This window comes from Streptomyces sp. NPDC000880, from assembly GCF_053599675.1.
On the sequence record NZ_JBSFMS010000041.1, the window covers coordinates 22,279 to 47,256 of the forward strand.

Here is a 24,978-nt window from a genome sequence, read left to right on the forward strand (position 1 = left end):
CGAGAGGGTACGTGAGGCGGTCAGATCAGCCGGATGGTGTCCCCGGAGACGGCGATCTGCTTCTCGGGCAGGGGTGTGGTGGCGGGGCCCTCGGCGACCGAGCCGTCCGTGATGCGGAACTTGCTGCCGTGGCAGGGGCAGTCGATGGTGCCGGCCGCGATCGTCCTGACCAGGCAGCGCTGGTGGGTGCAGATGGCCGAGAAGGCCTTGAACTCGCCTTTCTCGGGCTGTGTCACCACGACCTTCTCGGTGTCGAAGATCCTGCCTCCGTCGACCGGGATGGCGGAGGTCTTGGCGAGCTCTTCTCCGGCCGGTGCGCTGGTCGAGCCGGTGCCGGGCTCGGTCGTGCCCGGCGCCGCCGACGTCGGCTGCTCGGACGCGGAGCCGCTCTCGTCCCCGTCGCCGCAGCCGACCAGGGCGGCGGCGCCCGCCGCGCCCGCCGCCAGAAGCGTCCTTCGTCGCGCGTCCATGGCTGTCTCCCTGTTGTCGTGACCTTCAGAAGGATCACCGAGCATCTTGGCGCTCAAAGCGCCGAAGAAGAAGCAAGCCGGGCAGCGTGTGCCGCATCAGGCGCGTGCTGTACGTCCGACAGCCCAGTCCGCGCGGGCGGGCGGCCCAACTGGCAGTGCTGTCCGCTCTGGGTGACATTGGCCGTGTTCGGCGCTCGGCCCGCGCTCGAAGGGTGGTCGCGGCAGCCGTGTGCCCCGGCGCCTGACTACGCTGAACGGAGCACTCGCACAGTTTAAGGAGCACGACGTGGCGGTACGAGCGGTCCGGGGAGCCGTCCAGCTGGAACGGGACGAGGCCGGACACATGGACGAGCAGGTCAGCGAACTGCTCACCGCCATCCTGGAGCGGAACGGGCTGGCCACGGACGATCTGATCAGCGTCTGGTTCACGGCCACGCCGGATCTGCACAGCGACTTCCCGGCGGCGGCCGCGCGCAAGCTGGGCATCGTCGACGTACCACTGATCTGCGCGCAGGAGCTGGACATCGTCGGGGCGATGCCCCGTGTCGTACGGATCCTCGCGCACGTCGAGTCGGATCTGGCCAAGTCGGAGATCGCGCACGTGTACCTCGGTGCCGCGGCCACTCTGCGCAAGGACATCGCTCAGTGAGAACCGCCGTCGTCATCGGAACCGGTCTGATCGGCACGTCCGCGGCCCTCGCCCTGGCGGGGCGCGGAGTCGCCGTGCACCTCGTGGACCACGATCCGGAGCGGGCCCGTACCGCCGCCGCGCTCGGCGCGGGGACGGACGACCCGCCCGAGGGCCGGGTCGACCTCGCGATCGTCGCCGTACCGCCGGCGCATGTCGCCACCGCGCTGGCCGACGCGATGCGCGTCGGCACCGCGCGCGGTTACCTCGACGTGGCGAGCGTCAAGGGCGGGCCGCGGCGCGAGCTGGAGGCGCTGGGCCTGGACCTGAGCGCGTACATCGGCACGCATCCGATGGCGGGCAAGGAGCGCTCGGGTCCGCTGGCGGCGACCGCGGACCTCTTCGAGGGCCGCCCGTGGGTGCTGACGCCCACGCGCGACACGGACACCGAGGTGCTCAACCTCGCCCTCGAGCTGGTCGCGCTCTGCCGGGCCGTCCCGGTGGTGATGGACGCCGACGCCCATGACCGGGCGGTGGCCCTCGTCTCCCACACCCCGCAGCTGATCTCCTCGATGGTCGCGGCGCGGCTGGAGGACGCGGACGACACGGCGGTACGGCTCTGCGGCCAGGGCATCCGTGACGTCACCCGGATCGCGGCGTCCGACCCCCGGATGTGGGTCGAGATCCTCTCCGCGAACCCGGGCCCGGTGGCCGACGTGCTGGCCGGGGTCGCGGCGGACCTGGACGAGACGGTCCAGGCGCTGCGGTCCCTGCAGTCCTCCGACGAGTCCAAGCGCCGGGACGGCGCGGAGGGCATTGAGGACGTCCTGCGCCGGGGCAACGCGGGCCGCGTCCGCGTGCCGGGCAAACACGGCACGGCCCCGACGTCGTACGAGATCGTGGCGGTCCTGATCAGCGACCAGCCGGGGGAGCTGGCGCGGATCTTCGCGGATGCGGGCCGGGCGGGTGTGAACATCGAGGACGTTCGCATTGAACATGCGACGGGCCAGCAGGCGGGCTTGGTCCAGTTGATGGTGGAGCCGGCGGCGGCGACGGTGCTGACGGCGTCGTTGCGGGAGCGGGGTTGGTCGATCCGGCAGTGACCACGGTCCGGGCGGGAAATCAAGCCCCTCCGGCGATTGAGGAGCGGGGGTCCGGGGGCGGAGCCCCCAGCGCCGGACGGCGCCCCGGACTTCAACCGCCGACGGGCTGAAATTCAGCCCGTCCGGCGATTGAGGACTGGGGTCTGGGGCGAAGCCCCAGTGGCGCCGCCATCCGTGTGTAAAGGCGGGCCCAAGTACTCGGTAACCTTGTTTAGGGCCCACCGGCAATTCCGCCTGCCCTCTCCGCGTACCAGGAAGGTGTCCGACACCGTGGAATCCGTGATCGTCGCCATCGACGGCCCCTCCGGCACGGGCAAGTCGAGCACCTCCAAGGCGGTCGCCGCAGCGCTCGGGCTGAGCTATCTCGACACCGGCGCCCAGTACCGCGCGATCACCTGGTGGATGATCATCAACGGCGTCGACCTCCAGGACCCGGCCGCCATCGCCACCGCCGCCGCCAAGCCCGCCATAGTCTCCGGCACCGACCCGGCCAACCCCACCATCACCATGGACGGCATGGACGCCACCGGGCCGATCCGTACGCACGAGGTCACCTCCAAGGTGAGCGCGGTCAGCGCCGTCCCTGAGGTGCGGGCCCGGATCACCGAGCTGCAGCGCTCCATCGCCTCGGCCGCCGAGACCGGCATCGTCGTCGAGGGGCGCGACATCGGCACCACCGTCCTGCCGGACGCGGACCTGAAGATCTTCCTGACCGCGTCGCCCGAGGCCCGCGCCGCCCGCCGCAGCGGGGAGCTGAAGGGCACCGACGTCGCGGCCACCAAGGAAGCCCTGATCAAGCGGGACGCGGCCGACTCCAGCCGTAAGACGTCCCCGCTCGCCAAGGCTGACGACGCGGTCGAGGTGGACACCACCGACCTGACCCTGCAGCAGGTCATCGAGTGCGTCGTCACCCTCGTCGAGGAGCGGCGCAGCCGAGACGCAGCGCAGGTTGAGGGCTCCGACCGAGGGACGAGGGAGAAGCACTCGGCCGGAGCGGAGTCGAGGCGGAGCGCGACCGACAACACAGAGAAGCGAGCCGCCCGGTGACCGTACCCTCGATGAAGGGCGCGGCGGTCGGGCGGGGCATCGGCATCGGGCTCATGTACGGACTGTTCAAGCCGCGGGTGCTCGGTGCCTGGCGGGTTCCGGCGACCGGCCCCGTGATCCTCGCCGTGAACCACTCGCACAACATCGACGGGCCGATGCTGATGGGCACCGCGCCCCGTCCCGTGCACTTCCTGATCAAGAAGGAGGCGTTCGTCGGCCCCCTCGACCCGTTCCTGCTGGGAATCGGTCAGGTGAAGGTGGACCGTACTAGGGCCGACCGCACCGCCATAACCAACGCCCTGGGCGTGCTGGAGAACGGCGGCGTCCTCGGGATCTTCCCCGAGGGCACCCGGGGCGAGGGAGACTTCGCCTCACTGCGCGCCGGGCTCGCGTACTTCGCCGTACGCTCCGGCGCCCCGATCGTCCCGGTGGCGGTGCTGGGAAGCACCGAGCGCCGCGGACGGTTGATACGGGCACTGCCTCCGCTGCGCAGCCGGGTCGACATCGTCTTCGGTGACGCCTTCGAGGCGGGCGACGGCAGCGGCCGCCGCACGCGCAAGGCGCTGGACGACGCCACCGTGCGTATCCAGGATCGGCTGACCGCCCACCTGGAGAACGCCAAGCGCCTCACCGGGCGCTAGGCGAGACTTGAGTAGTGGGCCGCGTTCCGCGGTCCATCGATGATGCAACGAACGAGGTACGAGACTTCATGAACGACCAGATCCACTCCGGCGACGAGCACGGAGCGCTTGGCGACGCCGAGTACGCGGAGTTCATGGAGCTCGCCGCGGAAGAGGGCTTCGAGGTCGAGGACGTCGAGCACGCGATCGGCGAGGCCGGTCACGGCCCGCTGCCCGTCCTCGCCGTCGTCGGCCGCCCCAATGTCGGCAAGTCGACCCTGGTGAACCGCATCATCGGCCGCCGTGAGGCCGTAGTCGAGGACAAGCCCGGCGTCACCCGCGACCGCGTCACTTACGAGGCCGAGTGGGCCGGCCGCCGCTTCAAGGTCGTCGACACCGGCGGCTGGGAGCAGGACGTCCTCGGCATCGACGCCTCTGTCGCCGCCCAGGCCGAGTACGCCATCGAGGCCGCCGACGCGGTCGTCTTCGTCGTGGACTCCACGGTCGGCGCGACCGACACCGACGAGGCCGTCGTCAAGCTGCTGCGCCGGGCCGGCAAGCCTGTCGTGCTCTGCGCCAACAAGGTCGACGGACCCAGCGGCGAGGCGGACGCCACCGCCCTGTGGTCGCTCGGCCTCGGCCAGCCGCACCCCGTCTCCTCGCTGCACGGCCGCGGTACGGGCGACATGCTCGACGCCGTCCTGGACGTGCTGCCCGACGCCCCGGCCCAGACCTTCGGCAACGCGGTCGGCGGCCCGCGCCGCATCGCCCTGATCGGCCGCCCGAACGTCGGTAAGTCCTCGCTGCTCAACAAGGTGGCGAACGAGGACCGGGTCGTCGTCAACGAGATCGCCGGCACCACCCGCGACCCGGTCGACGAGCTGATCGAACTCGGCGGTGTCACCTGGAAGTTCATCGACACGGCCGGCATCCGGCGCCGGGTCCACCTCCAGGAGGGCGCGGACTACTACGCCTCCCTGCGTACCGCCGCCGCTGTGGAGAAGGCGGAGGTCGCGGTCGTCCTGATCGACGCGACGGAGTCCATCAGCGTCCAGGACCAGCGGATCATCACCATGGCTGTCGAGGCCGGGCGTGCGATGGTCGTCGCGTTCAACAAGTGGGACAACCTCGACGAGGAGCGCCGGTACTACCTGGAGCGCGAGATCGAGACCGAGCTCGGGCAGATCGCCTGGGCGCCGCGGGTCAATGTGTCCGCCCGTACCGGTCGCCACATGGAGAAGCTGGTCCCGGCGATCGAGACGGCCCTGGCGGGCTGGGAGACGCGTGTCCCGACCGGTCGGCTGAACGCCTTCCTCGGTGAGATCGTCGCCTCCCACCCGCACCCGATCCGCGGCGGCAAGCAGCCTCGCATCCTCTTCGGCACCCAGGCCGGCACCAAGCCGCCGCGGTTCGTGCTCTTCGCCTCCGGCTTCCTGGAGCACGGCTACCGCCGCTTCGTCGAGCGCCGGCTGCGCGAGGAGTTCGGCTTCGAGGGCACCCCGATCCACATCTCGGTGCGAGTGCGCGAGAAGCGCGGCCGCAAGAAGTGACGTGAACGCGTGACATGGCGCTGCCCCGGACTGGTGATCGGCCCGGGGCAGCGCCATGTTGTTCCCGGGGGACAGACCCCGTCCCGGGGTCACAGACCCCGGCGGGGACCCGGCGGCAGCGCCGCCGGGACATGGTTCCCGTTGTGCGGCCGGCTCAGCGGGTACGCCTGCCAGCCCGTCCCCGGGTGGCTCGTATGGCCCGATGACCCGCCGCGACTGCTGTGCAGCCCGGTGCCGAAGGCCCTGAAGTCGAGGTCCTCCTCGCCGCTCCGGTCGCCCGGCAGCGCCCTGAACGCCCTGCGGTACTCGGAGTACAGCGTGTCGTAGATGGGCGTGGGCGAGTGGCCGGCCGTCGCGTCACGCGCTGGGCGCATGGCGGGGATCTGACTCTGGTACGGCTGGCGGGAGGGGTCGTATGAGTGCACGTACCTGCAACGACCCCTGCCGCCGGACGGATGCGGGCTGCGCGGAGCTGCATCCTTCCGAGGGACGGACGAAACGTGCACCAGGGGTACGTTTCCGCACCCCTGGCGCCGTCACGTGCCCGCGAGCGGCATCGCCGCGGCCACCAGGCGGCCGCCCGCCGCGGCCTTCTCCAGCGCCTCGCGCAGCAGATCCTCGCGCGGCTGCTGGCCGATCGAGCCGACCGGGGCGGCGAAGACGAGCACCGTGTGCGACTTGTTGGCGGCCGCGCGCCAGCCGTCGGTGACCTGGAGCGGCTGATGGGCCTGCCACCAGGCGACCGGGCTGCCGCCGCCGGTGCCGGGCTGGAGCACAGCGTGCAGCTGTCCCATGGCGACCAGGACGGACCAGCCGGGCAGCCGGCCGGGCCACCGGTTCACGTCGGAGACCGGCTGGAAGCCCTGCTCGATGAGGAGCGGGAGGAAGTCGTCGCCGCCGAAGCCGGTGGCGCCGGGGCGGGCGATGGGCGCGGTCGGCTCGACGACCAGGGCGGGGTGCAGATCACCGTCGATCAGCACGAGACCGCTGGTGATGCCGAGGACGGCCTGCTGGGGACCGGCACCGGGGTTCTGTGACTCGTCGCCGGTGATGGACCGAACGGCGCCCTGCAACTGGTCCTCGGCGACCTGGACGACCTGCGAGGGGATGCAGGTGGCGTGGGCGAAGGCGAGAACGGCGGTCTCCTCGCCGACGAACAGCACGGTGCTGGTGCGTTCCTGCTCGGAGTCGCCCGGGGTACGGCAGGAAGTGCAGTCGTAGCTGCCCGGGGCGTTCTCGCCGGCGAGCAGCCGGTCGGCTTCTTCGTCGCCGATCTCGGCGCGTACGTCCTCGCTGACGTCGAGCATGCGCGGCACGGGTGGCTCCTCGGAACTTGTTGCGTGCGCCGGGCGGTTCCCGGCTCGTAAAGAGCTCAACGGGTGATCTGTGGCCGGAGTCACGCGTGAAATGGAACGGAATCGCACCATCCGACGCAAGTAGTGAGACTGCGGGCGGAATCGATTACTCCGTGTCAACGGCAGCTGACTGAAGGGAAGTTGGCGCGGTGAGGCGGGTCACAGATCCGTTAGCCGACAGGTCGACAAATCATGAAATCAGCGAATCAAGTGGGTGGCCGGATTCCGCCGATACTGCGGGTAACAGGCAACTGGCCTGGAATGACGGGGGATTGGTTGATACCGCGGCCTTGAGCTGCCTAGATTCCTCCGCCGTGTGCACAGAGCACCGCCCGGGACAGCCCGCCGGCCGTACGGCCAGTACGGCGCAGCAGCAGCGCAGAACGACCGCCTCAGGTGGGCGAGGTGGAGCGGACGCACGGCGCCGGATGCGCCGAAGTCGGCACCGCCCAGGGGGACCCCGGGTCCTTCGAGAGGGATTTGATGTCACGAGTTCCCATTCCGTACGAAGGCGTGACATGACGGCGCTGGTCAGCGCCGCACTGGTGGCGCCGCTGGCTCTGCTCGCCGCGACGACGGACGAGGCCCGGGCGGCGGACGAAGGGGTATGGGACCGCATCGCGGCGTGCGAGAGCGGCGGAAACTGGCACATCAGTACGGGCAATGGCTACTACGGCGGGCTGCAGTTCTCCGCCGGGACCTGGCGCGCCTACGGCGGCGGGGCGTACGCGCCCACCGCGGACCGGGCGAGCAAGGGGCAGCAGATCGCTGTCGCCGCGAAGGTCCAGCGGGCGCAGGGGTGGGGCGCATGGCCCACCTGCGCGGCGCGGGCCGGGGCGTACGGCAAGGCGCCGACGACGTCGAAGGCCGGCGCTCCCAAGTCCACGGCCCACAAGGCCAAAGCGAAGGACACGTCCGCGGCCTCGGCGAAGGCGCCGAGGCGAGCAGCCGCCCACACCGAACGCGGCAGCGCCCGGGGCGGCGACTACACCGTCCGGCTCGGCGACACCCTGAGCGGGATCGCGGCGGCGCACGGCACCAACTGGCGCGCCCTGTACGCCGCCAACGAGGCCGTCATCGGCGGTGATCCGAACCTCATCGTGCCCGGGCAGCGGCTCGCGCTCTGAGGCGTCCTTCGGCAGCCCCGCCCGGGTGGGCGTGATGCTGGTCATTCCGGGGTGAGCTCGGCGCCGAGCCCCCGAAGATCCGCCGCACCTGTCTGTCCGTCGCCCGCCGACAGGACGACAAGGGCTGGGCGACGCAGGGCGGCGAGATGACCGAGAACTGCTTCATCGTGCCCCCAACTCCCCTATCAGCCCTATCAGGCAAGTAAAGTCCACTCCGGTACACACGAAGACTGGGGGACGCGGCGGCGCATGCACATCTCTTTCCTGCTCCACAACGCGTACGGCATCGGCGGCACGATCCGGACGACGTTCAACCTCGCCCAGACCCTGGCCGAGCGGCACGACGTCGAGATCGTCTCCGTCTTCCGCCACCGTGACGAACCCACCATGGGCGCGCCCGTCGGCGTCACCATGAAGCACCTCGTCGATCTGCGCAGTAGCAGCCCCGGCTACGACGGCGACCATCCGGACTACGAGCGCCCCGCCAGGGTCTTCCCGCGCGGCGACGGCCGCCACAAGCAGTACAGCCGCCTCACCGACTCCCGGATCGCCGCCTACCTGGGATCCCTTGAGGCGGATGTCGTCGTCGGCACCCGCCCCGGTCTCAATGTGCATATCGCCCGCCAGACCCGGCGCGGCCCGGTCCGGGTCGCCCAGGAACACCTCACGCTGGACAGTCACGGCGACCGGCTGCGCCGCGAGATCGGGCACCGCTACCCCCTCCTCGACGCGATCACCACCGTCACCGAGGCGGACGCCCGGTCCTACCGCTCCAAGCTGAAACTGCCCGGTGTACGGATCGAGTCGGTGCCCAACAGCGTGCCCGCGCCGGCCGTCCGGCCTGCCGACGCCTCGAGCAAATGGATCGTCGCGGCCGGCCGGCTGACCAGGGTCAAGCGGTACGACCTGCTGGTCAAGGCCTTCTCCAAGGTGGTCGCCGCGCGTCCCGACTGGCGGCTGCGGATCTACGGCAGCGGAGACGCGACCGGCAACGAGAGGAATGCGCTGCGCGCCCTCATCGAGGAGCGCGGGCTGCACAACCATGTCTTCCTGATGGGCCCCGCCAACCCGCTCGAACCGGAGTGGGTCAAGGGCTCGATCGCCGCCGTCACCTCCAGCCTGGAGTCGTTCGGCATGACCATCGTCGAGGCGATGCGCTGTGGCCTGCCCGTCGTCTCCACCGACTGCCCGCACGGGCCCGGCGAGATCATCGAGGACGGCGTCGACGGCCGTCTGGTGCCGGTCGGCGACGTGGACGCGATCGCCGACGCGCTGCTCGGGCTGATCGAGGACGACGAGTTGCGCCGGCGCACCGGGCAGGCGGCGCTCGCCGCCTCCGCCCGTTTCGACCCGGTGCGGATCGCCGAGCGCCACGAGGCTCTGTTCACCGAGCTGGTCGCGCACGGCGAGGGCCGCTCGCGCAGCCCGCTTCGGGACGCCGCGCACCAGGCCCGGGGCGCGCTGTACGACGGGGCCTACGCCCTGCGCTATCTGGCTGCCGACGTGATCCGGAAAGGGAAGAAGTCCTCATGACCACGTCCACCGAGCGGCGGGTGCCGCGGGCCGACTGCATTGCCGACTCCGCGGGGGGCATCACCTTCGACATCGGGGGGGCCGCTGCGCCGGACGCCGCGCTGGTGCTGAAGCTGCGCGGCGGCGCGGGCACACAGGACGAGGCGCGGCTGCCGCTGACCCCCACGGGGGAGGGCAGCTTGCGGGCCGTGCTGCCCAGCACGGTCGAGCTGGCCGAGGGCCGCTGGGACGCGTATGTCGGTGACGAGGCCGTCGCGCCCGGCATGCGGGACCTGCGCATGCTGGTCGACCGCACGCCCGACGCCGACCGGATCGCCGTGCGCGTGCCGTACCCGACTCCGGACGGCTTGCTGGCGGTGCGCTGCTGGGTGCGGGCGCCGCACGCCGAGGCCGGGGAGATCGGCCTCGCGCCGGAGCGCGGCGCGATGACGGTGGAGGGGGTGCTCTACGGAGTCGTACTGGGTGAGGGGGCCGTCGCCGAGGCGCGGCTGCGCGGCTCCGACAAGGCGCATCAGGTGCCGGTGACCGGCGGCGACGGCGGAGCCTTCGGCTTCACCCTGCTGTACGGCCCGCTGGCGGAGCAGCACCTCGGCAAGCAGGAGTTGTGGGACATGTGGCTGCGGCCCACGGCGGACGCCGCCTGGATACGGATCGCCCGCATCCTCGACGACGTCTGGGACCGCAAGAACGTCTTCGTGTACCCGAAGCTGCCGTCCGGTAACTGGCTGGCCGCCCCCTGCTACACGAGCGACAACGAACTCTGCGTACGCCTCACCGCAGCGCCCTGACGCACGACACTTGAGGACAGTGGCTGTCCTCAATCGCTGCCAGACTCGACACCATGTTGGAGACCTCGGCAAGACTGCTGCGCCTGCTCTCGCTGCTCCAGGCCCACCGCGAGTGGTCCGGCGCCGATCTGGCCGACCGCCTCGGCGTCACGCCGCGTACGGTCCGGCGCGACGTCGACCGGCTGCGCGAGCTCGGCTACCCCGTCAACGCCAGCCCCGGCACCGGCGGCGGCTATCAGCTCGGCGCCGGGGCCGAGCTGCCGCCACTGCTGCTCGACGACGAGGAGGCGGTGGCCGTCGCGGTGGGCCTGCGCACCGCCGCGGGCCATGGCATCGAGGGCATCGGTGAGACCTCCGTACGCGCCCTGGCCAAGTTGGAGCAGGTGCTGCCGAACCGGCTGCGCCGCCGGGTCGGTGCGCTCAACGCCTTCACCGTGCCGATGCTGCGCGGCCCGCAGAGCTCCACCGTCGACGCGAGCGTGCTGACGGAACTGGCCAACGCCTGCCGGGACAGCGAGCGGCTGCGCTTCGAGTACCGCGACCACGGCGGCTCAGCCACCCGTCGCACCGTCGAGCCGCACCGTCTGGTGTGCACCGAGCGGCGCTGGTATCTCGTCGCCTGGGATCTGGACCGCGGCGACTGGCGTACGTTCCGTGCCGACCGGATCACCCCGAAGCCGCCGCACGGCCCGCGCTTCACTGCTCGCACCCCGCCGGCCGAGGACCTGGCCGCGTATGTCTCGAAGGGCGTCTCCACACACGCCTACGCCGCCCAGGCGGTCATCCGGCTGCACACCTCGGCCGAACTGGCCGCCGAGTTCGTCGGTCCGTCCGACGGCGCCCTCGAAGCGGTCGACGAGAAGACGTGTCTGCTGTGCACCGGGGCCGCGAGCCTGGATGTGCTGGTGATCCATGTGATGCTCATGGGCGTCGACTTCGATGTGATCGAGCCGCAGGAGCTGACCGAGCACATCAGGACGGTCCGGGACCGGCTTTCCCGGGCCCTGGACTGATCGCCTCCGCCTCGGCGGTTTCGTACCCGTCGCTGCCGCCTCGCTGTCCGCGCTCGGGCTTCGTCTCGTCGGCAGCGGGCCGGGGGCATCCTGCTCGTCGCGCGGTCGGCTCCGAGCAGGTTGCGTACCCGGCTGGACGTTCAATGCGCCCGAAGGTTGTTCGGACGCGCGGGGGGATTCTGTAATGAACCGGTGAATTCTTAACCCTCCGTCAATTTGCCCTCCGGTGCTTGGCCCGGACAATTCAGCGGATGGAATTCGGCATGATCACCAAGGGTCGTGGAATTACCTTGGGGGCGGCGTTGAACTGCTCGTTCGAGTGACAGGGTTTGGGCTAAACGCGTGTCGTGATCCTGTGACAGAAGCGTGACCGTGAGGTGCGTGGGACTGCTGAACCATCCCCTCCCCCCGGCTTCCGTCACCGTCCGCGGCCGCCTACGGTGGGTGTCATGGCACCCATACCGACCCCTCCCGCACAGCCCGACGACGCCCCCGACGCGTATGTCGGACTCGCCGCCGACGGTGCCGAGCAGCTGGCTCGTGAGCGTGGCTGGAGCACCGTCAGATCGCTGCCGCCGGGCGCGATCATCACGATGGAGTACCTGGCAGGCCGGCTCAACTTCGAGGTGGAGGGCGGCACCGTCATCCGCTGCTGGCCGGGCTGACAGGTCCCGCACGCGCGAAGGCCCCGACCGTCAGGATCGGGGCCTCCGCCGGGTTCCCGGCGGAACATACGGACTCAGCCGCCCGCCATCGGCCGCGAGGTCGGCGGTCGGCGGCTGCCGGACGGGGTTATGGGTGTCCGCTCGGAGCGCACCGTGTGCGGCCTCGGCTGGGCGAGCTGCGCTGTGGTCCTGCCGTTCGAAGCCGGCCTGCCAGCGACGGCGGCCACTGGCACGCGGGCCGGATCCTGCTCTCCCGAAGGCCCAGGCTGCGGGAACATCCCGGGCCTGGGGCCACCCGCCGCGACCGGCAGCGAGGGAGCGAGCCGGCGGCGTGCACGCCACTGCTCGCGCAGCGAGAGGATCCAGGCCTCCGCGCGGCCGATCAGCGGCTCGCACCAGGGCAGTGCGAGCAGGATCAGCAGCCCGGCGGCCCAGCCGAGCAGCACATCGCTCAGCCAGTGCGTACCGAGGTACACGGTGGTCAGGCCGACGCCCAGGGAGACCACTGCCGACAGGGCCGACAGATAGCGTCTGGCCCGCGGAGTGGTGGCCAGATACGCCAGGATTCCCCAGGTCACGACCGCGTTCGCGGTGTGCCCTGAGGGAAATATATCGCCGCCGGCGAAGAGCTCGGCGGAGCCGATCTGCGTCGCGTAGTGGGGGCCGAGCCGGCCCAGTCCGATCTTGACGGCGCCCACCGTCGCGTTGAGCAACAGCAGCGAGGCACCGAGCACCAGCAGGGGTCGCAGGGTGTGCTGGCGCCAGGAGCGCCAGCACAGCCAGGCCGCGACCATCACGGCTGTGGGTCCGCGCTGGCCGAGAACCACGAAGTAATCGAGGAAGGCGTGCAGTTCCGGCCACTGCTGGTAGGGCCGGAAGAGCATGACCTTCCAGTCGATGATCACCAGCCAGGTCGAGGCCAGCACGGCGACGACGATGGCGAGATAGAAGGCCGACGTCCCGCCGAAGAGGGCGAGACGAGTGCGGCTCATCCGCGGGATCTCTATCTTCGGCGGTTCCGGCTCCCGGTCCAGGCGGGCAAAGATGTCGGTTCGCACCCAATCGACGTTACAGCGAGTGAGTGTCCGCGCAGGTCGATCCCACGGGTTTGTGATGACGATGTGATGTGGACTATGTCTCACATCGAGCTTTTACTCCGGGCCAATTCGGAAATCCCGGTGACCTGGCGCCCTATTGCCCGGGAGCCCGTCATCATGGGTTCCTTTCCGGGGCTGCGGATAATAGTTCACCGCTTCCCCGTGTGGAATTTCCCTCGTTGGCGGACGTCCAGGATCGGCTCCGGTTCGGCGGGTGTGACGTGGCGCACGCCACACGCGCCTGCCCGACAGGTGAGAGATGGAACACGCGCCACACGCCGGAACTCGCGTACGCTGGCGCACTCGCCCGTCGATGCCGGACCGCCCTGTGGGACAGCAGCACCGTCCCTGGCTGGCCCGCCGAGCGCGAGGAACTCATTGGGAGGTACGTACATGTCCGGGACGACCACGGCCGGAGCACGGCTGCGTGCCGCCGGCGGCGGTGCGAACCGCTGGGTCGTCCTCGTCGTCCTCTGTGTCAGCCTGCTGCTCGTCGCGCTGGACGCGACCGTGCTGCACGTCGCCGTCCCCGCCGTCACGGAGGACCTCCGCCCCAGCGGGGTCGAGCTGCTGTGGATCGTGGACGCGTACCCCCTCATCTGCGCCGCGCTGCTGATCCTCTTCGGCACGCTCGGCGACCGGGTCGGCCGCCGCCGTGTGCTGCTGATCGGTTACGGCATCTTCGGCGTCGCCTCCGTCCTCGCCGCTTTCGCCACCGAGCCGGAGGTGCTGATCGGGGCGCGCGCCCTGCTCGGCGTCGGCGGCGCGATGATCATGCCCGCGACGCTCTCGATACTCCGCGCGGTCTTCCCCGACAGGCGGGAGCGGGCGACGGCGATCGGCATATGGACCGCGGTCGCCGCGGTCGGCGCCGCCACCGGACCGGTCCTCGGCGGCTTTCTCGTCGAGCACTTCTGGTGGGGCTCGGTCTTCCTGATCAACATCCCGCTGATGGTGCTGATCCTGCCCGTCGGCCGGTGGCTGCTGCCCGAGTCCAGGGGCAGCGCCGATGGGCCCTGGGACGTACTGGGCGCGCTGATGGCCGCGGCCGGTGTACTCGGCACGGTCCTCGGCGTCAAGCGGCTGGGCGTCGGCGACAGCGTCCTCGACATCAGGACCGCAGGGACGCTGCTGCTGGGCGGTGTCCTGCTTGCCCTGTTCGTACGGCGGCAGAAGCGCCGCGAGCATCCGCTGATCGATATGCGGATGTTCGCCAGGGCCGCCTTCTCCACCTCCGTCGGCTGCATCATTCTCGCCATGCTGGCGCTGGTCGGCCTGGAGCTGATCGCCGTCCAGTATCTCCAGCTCGTCCTCGGGCTGAGCCCGCTGGAGACCGGCCTGCGGTTGCTGCCGCTGACGTTCGCCGCGATGGCCGCGGGCGTCACCGGCTCGTACACCCTGCACCGCATCGGCCCGCGCCGGATGGTCGGCTGGGGCTTCGTGCTCACCGCCGCGGCCGTGCTGTTGCTGACCCTGATGGGACATCACGACCGGCCCTGGCTGCTCACCACGGGCTTCGTGCTGCTCGGCTTCGGACTGCAGACCACGCTGTTCGCCGCGTACGAGTCGATGCTCAGCGAGGCCCCGCCGGACCAGGCGGGCGGGGCTGCCGCGATCGGCGAGACCTGCTACCAACTGGGTGCGGGGATGGGCATCGCGCTGCTCGGCAGCGTCATGAACGCGGCGTACGCGCCCGCGCTCGCCTCGCTCACCGGTGTCCCGGGACAGGCGGGCTCGGCCGCCTCCCATTCGCTGGGCGAGGCCTATGAGGTGGCGGACCGGCTCGGCGGCCCGGCAGGCGCGATGCTGCGCAGCACGGCGCGCCACTCCTTCGTCCACGGCCTCCATATAACGCTCCTGGTCAGCGCGGGCCTGCTGCTGCTCGGCGCGCTCGCCGCGGTGCGGCTGCCCAAGGTCATGGAGTGCGCGACTGTCGCCGCCGAGAAGTGCCCGAGGCCGAGGCGCCCGGAGGGCTCGCTCCCGGCGAGCGCGAACCGTAGCCCAGGGCTGACGCCTGGGGGTACCGCCACGGCGGCCGGGTCTGGACGCGCGGCACACTGAGCCGTAACGTCAGCCGGAGCAGTAACTAACACTGCTAGTTTTCTGTGTTCCGCTGTGTGAGCGCCGCCGGAGGCCACGCCCATGTCCGCACCCTCGAAGCTGCCGCCCTTCGACCCCAGCGACCCCCTCGGCATCGACGATCTGCTCGCCCCGGAGGACCTCGCGATCCGCGACACCGTCCGCAGCTGGGCCGCGGACCGCGTCCTGCCGCACATCGCCGACTGGTACGAGCGCGGCGAGCTCCCCGGCATCCGCGAGCTGGCCCGCGAACTCGGCTCGATCGGCGCGCTCGGCATGTCCCTGCAGGGATACGGCTGCGCGGGCGCCACCGCGGTCCAGTACGGCCTCGCCTGTCTGGAGCTCGAAGCCGCCGACTCCGGCATCCGCTCGCTCGTCTCCGTACAGGGCTCACTCGCCATGTACGCGATTCACCGCTTCGGCTCCGAGGAGCACAAGCAGCGCTGGCTGCCCGGCATGGCGGCCGGCGAGATCATCGGCTGCTTCGGCCTCACCGAGCCCGACCACGGCTCCGACCCGGCGGGCATGCGGACGTTCGCCAAGCGGGACGGCTCGGACTGGGTGCTCACCGGCCGCAAGATGTGGATCACCAATGGCTCGGTGGCCGGGGTCGCCGTGGTGTGGGCGCAGACCGACGAGGGCATCCGCGGCTTCGCCGTGCCGACCGGCGTTCCCGGCTTCTCCGCCCCCGAGATCAAGCACAAGTGGTCGCTGCGCGCCAGCGTCACCAGCGAGCTGGTCCTGGACGAGGTACGGCTGCCGGCCGACGCGGTACTGCCGGGGGTCACCGGTCTGAAGGGCCCGCTGAGCTGCCTCACGCACGCCCGCTACGGAATCGTGTGGGGCTCGATGGGGGCGGCGCGGTCCAGCTTCGAGTCCGCCGTGGAGTACGCGAAGACTCGCGAGCAGTTCGGCAGGCCGATCGGCGGTTTCCAGCTCACCCAGGCCAAGCTCGCCGACATGGCCGTGGAGCTGCACAAGGGGATCCTGCTCGCCCACCATCTGGGCCGCCGCATGGACGCGGGGAAGCTCCGCCCCGAGCAGGTCAGCTTCGGGAAGCTCAACAATGTGCGGGAGGCGATCGAGATCTGCCGCACCTCGCGCACCATCCTCGGTGCGAACGGGATTTCGCTGGAGTACCCCGTGATGCGCCATGCGACCAATCTCGAGTCGGTGCTCACCTACGAGGGCACCGTCGAGATGCACCAGCTGGTGCTGGGCAAGGCGCTCACCGGCCTGGACGCCTTCCGGTGACCCGGTGGCGGCCGGCGAACGCCCTGCTCAGCTCTGGTTGAAGAAACCGTCCTGCGGAGAACGGCTGGCGGCTTCCCCGCTGACGACCTGTGTGTCGGCGGGGCTCAGCAGGAAGACCCGGGTAGCGACGCGCTCGATCGAGCCGCGCAGCCCGAAGGTCAGCCCCGCGGCGAAGTCCACCACGCGCTTGGCGTCGGAGGGCTCCATGGACGTGAGGTTCACGATGACCGGGACGCCGTCCCGGAACAGCTCACCGATGCCGCGGGCGTCCCGGAAGCTGTCCGGGGAGACCGTGGCGATCCGGCGGCCCTGTTCCTGGGCGGACTCGGAGGCCACGCGCACCCGTGGGTCGGTGACCCACGCGTCACCCGTCTCAGCACTCTCGGCGTACTCGTCGTCGTAGTAACGCTCGTCACTGTCCTCGACGAGTCCCAGCCAGGCGCTTGCCTTGCGCACAGATCCCATGGACGCCTCCTTCCGCTCCAGTCCGCTCATTGCGGTCTTCTCTCGTTCCGCGTCCCTATGGTCGTCCATGATGCGGATCGCGCGCCAAGTAGATAGTCGCCGCGCAGGGGATTCGTGACGGTACTGGTGCAGAAGATGTGGCGGTTCGTCAAGATTCTTCCTGGTGCGGGGGGTTACGGGCCCAAAATATGAAAGTCGGGCCGGACGGGTGACGCTGGGCGCGTCCGGGTGAACGGATCGCTCGATACGATGCGTGCCGCACTGTGGAACGACTCTCGGGGGACCGTCGTGTTCGGAATCGTCAGGCCATGCACTCATCGACTCACCGACGGGCTCAAGACGGAGTGGATGGCCCATCTGTGCGGACTATGCCTGGCACTTCGCGCCGACCATGGCCAGTTCGCCCGGGTCGTGACCAACTATGACGGCCTGATCGTCTCGGTTCTGACGGAGGCTCAGGCCGAGCGCACCCCCGCCTCCCGGCGCACCGCGGGCCCCTGCCCGCTGCGGGCCATGCGCACCGCCCCCGTCGCCCGAGGCGAAGGAGCGCGCCTGGCGGCCGCCGTCTCCCTGGTGCTGGCGTCGGCGAAGATACGGGACCACGTCGCCGACCGGGACGGGGTGTTGGCCCGCAGGCCGGTGGCGGCTCCCGCCCTCCGGGTCGCCGCGGGCTGGGACCGGGCCGGGGCGCGCACCGGCGCGGAGCTCGGCTTCGACACGGCGGTGCTGCTCGACGCCGTCGAGAGGCAGAGCGGGATCGAGGCGCTGGCCGGGCCCGGCACCCCGCTGCTGACCGTCACCGAGCCGACCGAGACGGCGACCGCGGCCGCCTTCGCGCACACCGCCGTACTGGCCGGACGGCCGGAGAACATCGCGCCGCTGGCCGAGGCCGGGAAGCTCTTCGGACGGCTCGCGCACCTGCTGGATGCCGTCGAGGACAGGGCAGCTGACGCGGTGTCGGGTGCGTGGAACCCACTCGCCGCCACCGGCACCTCGCAGGCCGAGGCGCGACGGCTCGCCGACGACGCGGTGCACGGGGTGCGGCTCGCGCTGCGCGACGCCCGCCTCGCCGACGACAAGCTGGTGCATGTGCTGCTGGCGCACGAGCTGCAGAACTCGGTGAACCGGGCGTTTGGGACGACGACCTGCGCGCACCAGGGGTACGGAGGCCCGCCGCAGGGCCCGTACCAGGGGCAGGGCGGTCCGTACGGCCAGGGACCGTACGGCTCCAACAACCCCTACGGCGGGGGCGCCCCCGCCGGTCCTGGTGGGCCCGGCGGTATGCCGCCCGGCTTCCACCAGGAACCCCAGAAGCCGGGCAGGCGCGGCTTCTGGGCCGGCTGCGCAGCTTTCATCGGGCTGTGCTGCACCTGCAAGCTTTGCTGCGCCGAAGAGTACGAAGGTCCCTGGTCCCGCAAGAAGCGCGAGGGCTGCTGCCACAAGTGCGACTGCGACTGCTGCGACTGCTGCAGCTGTGACTGCTGACCTGGTGTCAGATCGCTTGATCCGGGGCTCCAGGTGCTTCTCGAACGGCAGCGGGCCGATCGATTCCGGATCTGCGGAACAGAGAGGGCGGTATCCGGCGGCCAGATAGAGGCCCTTGGCCTCGGGCTGGCGCGGTCCGGTGGTCGGACAGATCCGGCAGTAGCCGCGCTCGGCGGCCTCCCGCTCCAGCACGCGCCGGGCAAGACCACCGCGGCCGTGCGCGGAGTGCGTCCAGCAGGAAGGGCACCGCCGGGCGGAGTGAACTCATCGTCGATCCGGCAGACGGTCATCGAGGCGACCAGCCGGCAGGCCTTCGTAGGCACCGCGCGGAGCGTGGCCGCCGCGATGGACGAGTCCGTGTCGACGGACGCGGCCGACGGCTTCATCCTCGTCCCCCATCTCACCCCCGGCGGACTCGACGATTTCGTCGAGCGGGTCGTGCCGCTCCTCCAGGAACGCGGAGCTTTCCGCACGGAGTACACCGGCACGACGCTGCGATCGCACCTCGGGCTCGCCGAGCCGGTGTGGAAAGGTTGATCACGATGAGCACAGACGCACACGCAGACGCGGATGCGGATGCGGAAGCCGCGCAGGACTGGAAGAGCTGGCACGAACACCGCACCGCGACGGTCTCGGCGCCGTACGGACCGCTGTCCCTCACCGGCACGCACTGGCTCTCGGACTACCCGGAAGGTCGAATTCCGGCCGTCCCGGGCCAGTGGCGCGAGGACGGCGACGAAGTGGTGCTGACCGCCGCTGCCGAGGACGCTCTCACCGTCGACGGACAGCCGCTGACCGGCGGCGTCCGGCTGACGGCGGACCACGGCGCGATCCCCGACGCCCGGGTCGCGCACGGCGAGCGGCACCTTGTCGTGCTGCGCCGCGAAGGCCTGTGGGCGGTACGGGACTTCGACCCGAACTCGCCGGCGCGCAAGGCCTTCCACGACATCGAGGCGACCGCGTACGACGCCCGCTGGTCGCTGCCGGGGTGCTTTCGTCCGTACGAGGAACACCGCAGCGTACGGGTCGAGAACGCCGACGGACGCGAGCGCGGCCTCGGCCTCGGTGGCGAGATCGCCTTCGAGATCGACGGCGAGGAGCGCACCCTGCAGGTCGCCGTCGAGCCGGACGGCTCGCTGTGGGCGGTCTTCGCCGACGCCACCAGCGGAAACGGTAGTTACCGCTTCCGGTTTCTGCGGCCCTCCGCACCGGCCGCGGACGGCGCGGTGACCGTCGACTTCAACCGTTCGCTGCTGCCGCCGTGCGCCTTCGCGGACCACTTCATCTGCCCCTTCCCGCCCCCCGGCAACATCCTGGAGGCCGGTGTCCCGGCGGGCGAACGGAACCTCCTGGGCGGCTGAGCCGTCCTACCGGCCGGACAAGTACGGCACAGCCCCGATGGCCACCGAGCCGCCGGGGCAACGTGTCGTGGGTGCGCGGAGCGGCCGAAAGGCGCCCTTGCGCGGCAAGTTGACGCCCCGAATACTCCCGAACAGCGCTTGTCAGGAGCACGGCTTGTCCGGAAATCGAACGTGGCTGATCGAACGTGCTTCATGGCTGCGCCTCACGGGCCCCGAACCCCACAACGGGCCCCCGATTCCGCCCTGGAGGAACGACAAGTGAGGATCAAGCGCACTACCCCCCGCAGTGGCGCGGCGAGACGTACGCGTCTGCTCGCCGTCACCACTGGCCTGATCGCCGCCGCCGCGCTGGCCGTCCCCGCTGCCAACGCCAACCAGGCCCAGACCTTCAGCGCCAACCAGCTCACCGCCGCGAGCGACGCCGTACTCGACGCCGATGTGGCAGGCACCGCCTGGCACATCGACAAGGCGGCGGGTGCCCTGGTTGTCACGGCCGACAGCACCGTGTCCCAGGCCGAGATAGCCAAGATCAAGCAAGAGGCCGGGTCCAATGCCGGTGCGCTGCGCATCGAGCGCACCCCCGGCACGTTCTCCAAGCTCATCTCCGGCGGCGACGCCATCTACGCCACCAGCTGGCGCTGCTCGCTGGGCTTCAACGTCCGCAGCGGCAGCACCTACTACTTCCTGACCGCCGGCCACTGCACCGACGGCAATCCGCCCTGGTACACCAACTCCGCGCGCACCACGAGCATCGGTCCCACGGCCGGATCCAGCTTCCCGGGCAACGACTACGGCATCGTGCGGTACTCCAACACCTCGCTTGCCCACCCGGGCACCGTCGGCAGCGTCGACATCACCAGTGCGGCCAACGCCACGGTCGGCATGTCCGTCACCCGCCGCGGCTCCACCACGGGCACCCACAGCGGCACCGTCACCGGCCTCAACGCCACGGTCAACTACGGCGGTGGTGATGTCGTCTACGGCATGATCCGCACCAACGTCTGCGCCGAACCGGGCGACAGCGGCGGCCCGCTCTACTCCGGCAGCAGGGCCATCGGCCTGACCTCCGGCGGCAGCGGCAACTGCTCCTCCGGCGGCACGACGTTCTTCCAGCCGGTCACCGAGGCGCTCAGCGCCTATGGAGTCAGCGTCTACTGACGCACCACCTTCGCGGTCGGCAGCAGTCGAGCCCTCGTCCGTACGACAGGACGGGGGCTCGACGTCGCGTCCCCTTTTGAGAGGATGTCAGAGCGGTCGGGTTCGAAGGGAGGGACGTTGCGGTCAGTGAAACGCATTGGAGTGACCGGCCACAGAGGAATCCCTCCCGAGGCCTACGCCCATATCCGCGCCGGAATGCACGCCGTGCTCTGCGGCCACGACGGCTCGATGGAGGCCCTGTCCAGCCTCGCGGCCGGAGCCGACCAGCTCTTCGCGGACATCGCCCTGGCCTGTGGCGCGGAACTGACCGTGGTCATCCCCAGCGGGGACTACGAGGACGGCTTCACGGCCCCCGACGAGCTGGCCCGCTACCAGCGCCTCAGGGGCCGCGCCACGCGGGAGATCCAGCTCGCCTTCCCGCACTCCACCGACGAGGCCTACTACGCGGCGGGCGCCTATATCGCCGACCACTGCGACCGCCTCCTCGCGGTCTGGGACGGCCGCCCCGCCCGCGGCCACGGCGGCACGGGCGACATCGTCCGCTACGCACGCGATCGCGGAAAGCCCGTGACGGTCATCTGGCGCGACGGCCTTGAGCGCCAGTGGATCTGATGTGCCATCAACTCCGGTGTCTGACAAGCCAGTCGGTGTGCTGAGGCGACACGATGCGCTCGGTCTCGTACACCGCTGACGGCCACTGGTCATCGCTCACCGTGGTCTCCATCGCCGTATGCATAGCCGCGAGGTCCTCCTCCACCAGCGCGTGGGCGGCGATGAGAGGTTGATGGCGGCGGATCTCGCTCCACGCCAGACACGCGGCCGCCGCCGAGGACAACAGCCCCGCCATGTCGACGGAGTCGGCGAGCGAGAAGGTACGCAGCAGCGCGAAGAACAGTGCGAGCAGGGTGAGCAGCCCGATCGAGGCGGACCACAGCATGGTCGCCCGGCGGGATATCTCCTTGCGGCGGTGATACCAGTTGCGCTGCTCGATCAGCCGGTCCCTGACATACGTCTCCTTGCGTACGCTGAATGCCTTGGCGCGCAGCAGCCGCATGGGTGTGGTGATCAGCTCCCCGGCCGCCACCTCCGGCACGTTCGGGCGCGGGTCCTGCCAGCCGACCTTGGTCAGTTCCCGCAGCCCTTCCTCCAGCCGCACGGTGAACAGCCCGTCCGTATCAGTGGAGTTGGAGTCGAAGGGTGCTCCATGGACCGCGTAGCGCCAGCACATCGACTTGATGAACTCCGCTGCGGAGCGGTTGAGTTGCCAATGCGACTTTGCTCTGTGCCTCGATGAGCGGTAGCTGAGGATCAGCACCCCGGCGTACGCCAACGCGCTGAGCGCGCTGGGGAGTTGAAAGGTGTCGCCGAGCTTCAGTGACGACGGCAGCGTCGCCAGGGCCGCGCCGACGACCAGCAGCAGCAGCTGGTAGCGGGTGGCGCTGACGGCCTCGCGCTGGCGCGAGATGGCGATGGCGTCCGTGTGGTGGAAGAGCTCCGGCAGATCAGTGTTTCGGAAGACCATGCTTTGCAGTGGGCCGGGAAACCCGGTCATGCGCACCCCTGTCTGCAGTTTTGTCTTCACTCGTTAGGCGGAATGGCTTGTTCCGTACTGTCCTGCGAGAATACGAGGAAACTCTTTTGTTCCGTCTCCATGGCTTGAGTTGCTGCGAGTGGCCATGAGAGTAAAGTCGTGCCGCCGGCATCGCAACGGTGCGTGGTATCTGTGCTGGACACAACATCAAGGACGGCCCTCATGACGTTTCAGACCTCCGCGTCCTTCGCGGCTGCGAAGAAGAACCGCGTTCCGCTGGCACAGATCGATGTGCGTAGCACCGAAACTGCCAGGAGGCTGGCCCGCGTTCTTCCCGCCGCCGCCGACCGCACTCCGCGGGCTTCCACGTTCAACTCGGCGCTCTAGACTGGTGGAATGACTGGACCGCTGGTCCCATTCCGCGAGATCGTATTGAAGGTTCACAGCAGATGTGATCTTGCCTGTGACCATTGCTATATCTATGAACACGCTGATCAGAGCTGGCGTACCCGCCCAAAGGCAATCTCTGACGAAGCGATTTCCTGGACAGCTCTGCGACTGGCCGAGCATGCCAAGAGCCATGCCCTGCCCTCCGTGTCAGTGATCCTGCACGGAGGGGAGCCTCTTCTGGCAGGACCCGCACGACTGCGACGCATCTGCGAGGAGCTGACCGGAGCCCTCGCCACAGTGGCCGAGCTCGACCTTCGAATCCACACGAACGGCTTACAGCTCTCCGCGCGCTACCTGGACCTCTTCAGCGAGTACAACGTCCGGGTCGGGATCTCCCTCGACGGCGACCGGAGCGCGAACGACCGCCATCGCCGCTTCGCAGACGGACGCACCAGTCATCCGCTTGTCCTCAGGGCCGTCGAACTGCTCCGGCAGGAGCGCTACCGCCATCTCTATCTCGGCCTTCTCTGCACGATCGATGTGGCCAACGACCCGATCGCCGTGTATGACGCGCTCGCCGAGCTCGACCCTCCCCTCATCGACTTCCTGCTCCCGCACGCCACCTGGGAGGACCCGCCGGCCCGCCCCGACGGCTCACCCACCGCGTACGCCGACTGGATCCTCGCCGTCTTCGACCGCTGGGACCAACTGGGCAGAAACGTGCCGGTACGGCTCTTCGAATCCGTACTCTCCACGCTCGGCGGCGGCCTCAGCCTCACCGAATCCCTCGGCCTCGCCCCCACCGACCTCGTCGTCGTCGAGACCGACGGCACGCTGGAGCAGGTCGACTCGCTGAAAAGCGCCTACGAAGGCGCGGCAGCCACCGGATTCGACGTCTTCACGCACCCCTTCGACGACGTTGCGGCCCACCCCGGCGTCAGGGCGCGCCAGCTGGGCCTCGCGGCAGTCAGCCGGACGTGTCGGCAGTGCCCGGTCGTACGGTCGTGCGGCGGCGGGCTCTACACCCACCGCTACAGCTCCGGCAACGGCTTCGACAACACCTCCGTGTACTGCGCCGACCTCGAGGCGTTGATCCGCGGCATCGAGCAGCGTACGGCCGCGTCGACGGTGTCCCCCGCGGTCACGGACGCGGGCGTGCTGATGGCCGAGCACCAGGACCTGACCCGTACCCTGCTCGCCGAGCTCCATCAGGAGCTCGACGGGCGGGGCGGCGAGAAGTGGGACGAGGTCTGGCAGCTCGCAGGTGTCCTGGAGGGGCACGCCGATGTGCTCGACGCGGTGTACGGCCATCCGTACACCTACACCTGGCTGCAGGACACGCTGGCCGCGCTGCGTACGGGGCGGACAGAGGCGGTCTCACTCGCGCTCCGGCTGGCTTCGTACCTCGCCGCGGCGGTCGTACGAGGCGGGCTCGACCTCCCCGTCCGGATGCCGCACCGGGACAGCAGGCTCTGGCTCCCCACGCTCGGCGAACTGCGGCTGACCAGTGCCGGGGAGCCGGGCGAGGCCGAGGTGCGCCTGGCCGAGAACGGCTTCCAGGTGCGGGTGGACGGATGTGCGCCGGTGCACGTACGCACGGACGAGGAGAGCGACGGCTGGCGGCCCGTGCGCACGCTCGGCGGCGAGGGGGCGCCCGCTCTGCGGCTCGACGACCTCGACCCGTACCGCAACTGCTTCGGCGCCCCCGTGCGGGAGCGGCTCGGCGCCGGTGAGGTGGCCGACTGGAGCGAGCGGCTGGCCGAGGCCTGGGGGCTGCTGCGACAGGCCGCACCCGAACAGGCCACGGAGGCCGCGGACTGTCTGACTACCCTGACGCCGCTGGTATCGGGAGAGCCGTCACTGTGGAGGCACGGCTACGGTGCGCTGGGAATCGCGCTGCCCGGTGGCCCCGAAGAGCTGGCGCCCGCGCTGCTGCGCGGATTCAGGCGGGCGAAGCTGCACGCGCTGGTCAAGGTCACGGATCTCTATGCGCAGGATGGCTGGTGGCGCCACCCGGCGCCCTGGCAGGACGAGCCCGTTGCGGCGTCCGAGCTGCTGGCCGGGGCGTACGAACGAGTGGGCCTCGCGGCCTTCCAACCGGCCGCCGCCGACCAGGCCGAGCGCGCCCTGGAAACCCTGGAGCGCGCGGCCGAACTGACCGTCAGCGGGCGGCGCCTGCTGGACGAGCTCTGGAAAGAGGCCGGTCGTGGCTGAGGCCGGGCTCCGGCCTGAGGCCGGGCTCCGGCGCGGGCTGGCCAA

At 70.3% G+C, this 24,978-nt stretch carries 23 protein-coding genes and 3 pseudogenes; 19 read left to right on the top strand and 7 right to left on the bottom strand.

Translation table 11 applies throughout. From position 1 onward, the window contains the following. Positions 1-20 precede the first annotated feature (20 nt). On the bottom strand, positions 21-470 hold the full coding sequence (locus ACWDO5_RS16130; protein WP_450530903.1) for a Rieske (2Fe-2S) protein: 450 nt from the start codon (positions 468-470) through the stop codon (positions 21-23). 286 nt (positions 471-756) lie between these two features. On the opposite strand from ACWDO5_RS16130, the gene aroH reads away from it, so the two are divergent. The 5 genes and pseudogenes from aroH to der all read left to right on the top strand — a co-directional run bounded on the left by aroH (position 757) and on the right by der (position 5,418). Continuing rightward, positions 757-1,119 (top strand): chorismate mutase, encoded by a 363-nt coding sequence (gene aroH, locus ACWDO5_RS16135; protein ID WP_450530904.1) that lies wholly within the window; start codon positions 757-759, stop codon positions 1,117-1,119. Beyond that, positions 1,116-2,201 carry a prephenate dehydrogenase gene (locus ACWDO5_RS16140; protein ID WP_450530905.1) on the top strand — a complete coding sequence of 362 codons (1,086 nt, stop codon included), beginning with the start codon at positions 1,116-1,118 and terminating at the stop codon, positions 2,199-2,201. The genes aroH and ACWDO5_RS16140 overlap by 4 nt, the downstream gene beginning before the upstream one ends. Positions 2,202-2,459: 258 nt before the next feature. Then, positions 2,460-3,131, top strand: a pseudogene (gene cmk / locus ACWDO5_RS16145) ((d)CMP kinase); the annotation flags it as partial. Between the two features lie 128 nt (positions 3,132-3,259). After that, complete coding sequence (locus tag ACWDO5_RS16150; RefSeq protein ID WP_450530931.1) at positions 3,260-3,889, top strand: lysophospholipid acyltransferase family protein; 630 nt, start codon at positions 3,260-3,262, stop codon at positions 3,887-3,889. A 68-nt stretch (positions 3,890-3,957) separates the two neighbouring features. Next, positions 3,958-5,418 carry a ribosome biogenesis GTPase Der gene (gene der / locus ACWDO5_RS16155; protein ID WP_450530906.1) on the top strand — a complete coding sequence of 487 codons (1,461 nt, stop codon included), beginning with the start codon at positions 3,958-3,960 and terminating at the stop codon, positions 5,416-5,418. 89 nt (positions 5,419-5,507) lie between these two features. Here the strand turns inward: der and ACWDO5_RS16160 are convergent, their stop codons facing one another. Together ACWDO5_RS16160 and ACWDO5_RS16165 are read right to left on the bottom strand one after the other, a co-directional pair. After that, entirely contained in the window at positions 5,508-5,792 is a 285-nt protein-coding gene (locus ACWDO5_RS16160; RefSeq protein ID WP_450530907.1) for a hypothetical protein, read from the bottom strand. Between the two features lie 162 nt (positions 5,793-5,954). After that, the gene (locus ACWDO5_RS16165) at positions 5,955-6,734 is read right to left on the bottom strand and encodes a hypothetical protein (RefSeq protein WP_450530908.1); all 780 of its coding nucleotides are present in this window, start codon (positions 6,732-6,734) and stop codon (positions 5,955-5,957) included. A gap of 557 nt (positions 6,735-7,291) precedes the next feature. On the opposite strand from ACWDO5_RS16165, the gene ACWDO5_RS16170 reads away from it, so the two are divergent. The 5 genes from ACWDO5_RS16170 to ACWDO5_RS16190 all read left to right on the top strand — a co-directional run bounded on the left by ACWDO5_RS16170 (position 7,292) and on the right by ACWDO5_RS16190 (position 11,899). Then, entirely contained in the window at positions 7,292-7,900 is a 609-nt protein-coding gene (locus ACWDO5_RS16170) for a transglycosylase family protein (protein ID WP_450530909.1), read from the top strand. Between the two features lie 249 nt (positions 7,901-8,149). Next, positions 8,150-9,433: a glycosyltransferase family 4 protein gene (locus ACWDO5_RS16175; protein WP_450530910.1), complete on the top strand. Its 1,284-nt coding sequence runs from the start codon at positions 8,150-8,152 to the stop codon at positions 9,431-9,433. Beyond that, positions 9,430-10,221, top strand: a complete 792-nt coding sequence (locus ACWDO5_RS16180; RefSeq protein WP_450530911.1) for a hypothetical protein — start codon at positions 9,430-9,432, stop codon at positions 10,219-10,221. The genes ACWDO5_RS16175 and ACWDO5_RS16180 overlap by 4 nt, the downstream gene beginning before the upstream one ends. Positions 10,222-10,274: 53 nt before the next feature. Further along, complete coding sequence (locus ACWDO5_RS16185; protein ID WP_450530912.1) at positions 10,275-11,234, top strand: helix-turn-helix transcriptional regulator; 960 nt, start codon at positions 10,275-10,277, stop codon at positions 11,232-11,234. A 449-nt stretch (positions 11,235-11,683) separates the two neighbouring features. Continuing rightward, positions 11,684-11,899 carry an I78 family peptidase inhibitor gene (locus ACWDO5_RS16190; protein WP_450530913.1) on the top strand — a complete coding sequence of 72 codons (216 nt, stop codon included), beginning with the start codon at positions 11,684-11,686 and terminating at the stop codon, positions 11,897-11,899. Between the two features lie 74 nt (positions 11,900-11,973). Here the strand turns inward: ACWDO5_RS16190 and ACWDO5_RS16195 are convergent, their stop codons facing one another. Continuing rightward, positions 11,974-12,957 (bottom strand): phosphatase PAP2 family protein, encoded by a 984-nt coding sequence (locus tag ACWDO5_RS16195; RefSeq protein ID WP_450530914.1) that lies wholly within the window; start codon positions 12,955-12,957, stop codon positions 11,974-11,976. 432 nt (positions 12,958-13,389) lie between these two features. Between ACWDO5_RS16195 and ACWDO5_RS16200 the strand changes: the two genes are divergently transcribed. Together ACWDO5_RS16200 and ACWDO5_RS16205 are read left to right on the top strand one after the other, a co-directional pair. Further along, the gene (locus tag ACWDO5_RS16200) at positions 13,390-15,057 is read left to right on the top strand and encodes an MFS transporter (RefSeq protein WP_450530915.1); all 1,668 of its coding nucleotides are present in this window, start codon (positions 13,390-13,392) and stop codon (positions 15,055-15,057) included. A gap of 81 nt (positions 15,058-15,138) precedes the next feature. Beyond that, positions 15,139-16,329: an acyl-CoA dehydrogenase family protein gene (locus ACWDO5_RS16205; RefSeq protein WP_450530916.1), complete on the top strand. Its 1,191-nt coding sequence runs from the start codon at positions 15,139-15,141 to the stop codon at positions 16,327-16,329. Between the two features lie 27 nt (positions 16,330-16,356). On the opposite strand, the gene ACWDO5_RS16210 is transcribed toward ACWDO5_RS16205, so the two are convergent. Continuing rightward, the gene (locus ACWDO5_RS16210; RefSeq protein WP_450530932.1) at positions 16,357-16,794 is read right to left on the bottom strand and encodes a cell division protein SepF; all 438 of its coding nucleotides are present in this window, start codon (positions 16,792-16,794) and stop codon (positions 16,357-16,359) included. Between the two features lie 288 nt (positions 16,795-17,082). On the opposite strand from ACWDO5_RS16210, the gene ACWDO5_RS16215 reads away from it, so the two are divergent. Next, complete coding sequence (locus ACWDO5_RS16215; protein WP_450530933.1) at positions 17,083-18,279, top strand: DUF5685 family protein; 1,197 nt, start codon at positions 17,083-17,085, stop codon at positions 18,277-18,279. 27 nt (positions 18,280-18,306) lie between these two features. Here the strand turns inward: ACWDO5_RS16215 and ACWDO5_RS16220 are convergent. Beyond that, positions 18,307-18,513 (bottom strand): annotated as a pseudogene (locus tag ACWDO5_RS16220) (GNAT family N-acetyltransferase); the annotation flags it as partial. Between the two features lie 36 nt (positions 18,514-18,549). Here ACWDO5_RS16220 and ACWDO5_RS16225 point away from each other — a divergent pair. The 4 genes and pseudogenes from ACWDO5_RS16225 to ACWDO5_RS16240 all read left to right on the top strand — a co-directional run. After that, a pseudogene (locus ACWDO5_RS16225) lies at positions 18,550-18,816 on the top strand (F420-dependent methylene-tetrahydromethanopterin reductase); the annotation flags it as partial. 5 nt (positions 18,817-18,821) lie between these two features. After that, entirely contained in the window at positions 18,822-19,640 is an 819-nt protein-coding gene (locus ACWDO5_RS16230; protein ID WP_450530917.1) for a DUF1684 domain-containing protein, read from the top strand. 258 nt (positions 19,641-19,898) lie between these two features. Continuing rightward, entirely contained in the window at positions 19,899-20,798 is a 900-nt protein-coding gene (locus ACWDO5_RS16235) for a S1 family peptidase (protein ID WP_450530918.1), read from the top strand. A gap of 126 nt (positions 20,799-20,924) precedes the next feature. Next, positions 20,925-21,410, top strand: a complete 486-nt coding sequence (locus ACWDO5_RS16240) for a hypothetical protein (RefSeq protein WP_450530919.1) — start codon at positions 20,925-20,927, stop codon at positions 21,408-21,410. Between the two features lie 7 nt (positions 21,411-21,417). Here the strand turns inward: ACWDO5_RS16240 and ACWDO5_RS16245 are convergent, their stop codons facing one another. Continuing rightward, positions 21,418-22,320 (bottom strand): DUF4231 domain-containing protein, encoded by a 903-nt coding sequence (locus ACWDO5_RS16245; RefSeq protein ID WP_450530920.1) that lies wholly within the window; start codon positions 22,318-22,320, stop codon positions 21,418-21,420. 231 nt (positions 22,321-22,551) lie between these two features. On the opposite strand from ACWDO5_RS16245, the gene fxsA reads away from it, so the two are divergent. Both fxsA and fxsBH read left to right on the top strand, forming a co-directional pair. Further along, positions 22,552-22,716: an FxSxx-COOH cyclophane-containing RiPP peptide gene (fxsA, locus tag ACWDO5_RS16250; RefSeq protein WP_450530921.1), complete on the top strand. Its 165-nt coding sequence runs from the start codon at positions 22,552-22,554 to the stop codon at positions 22,714-22,716. 9 nt (positions 22,717-22,725) lie between these two features. Continuing rightward, entirely contained in the window at positions 22,726-24,933 is a 2,208-nt protein-coding gene (gene fxsBH, locus ACWDO5_RS16255) for a radical SAM/SPASM protein FxsBH, inactivated beta-hydroxylase extension form (protein WP_450530922.1), read from the top strand. The last annotated feature ends 45 nt before the right edge of the window (positions 24,934-24,978 follow it).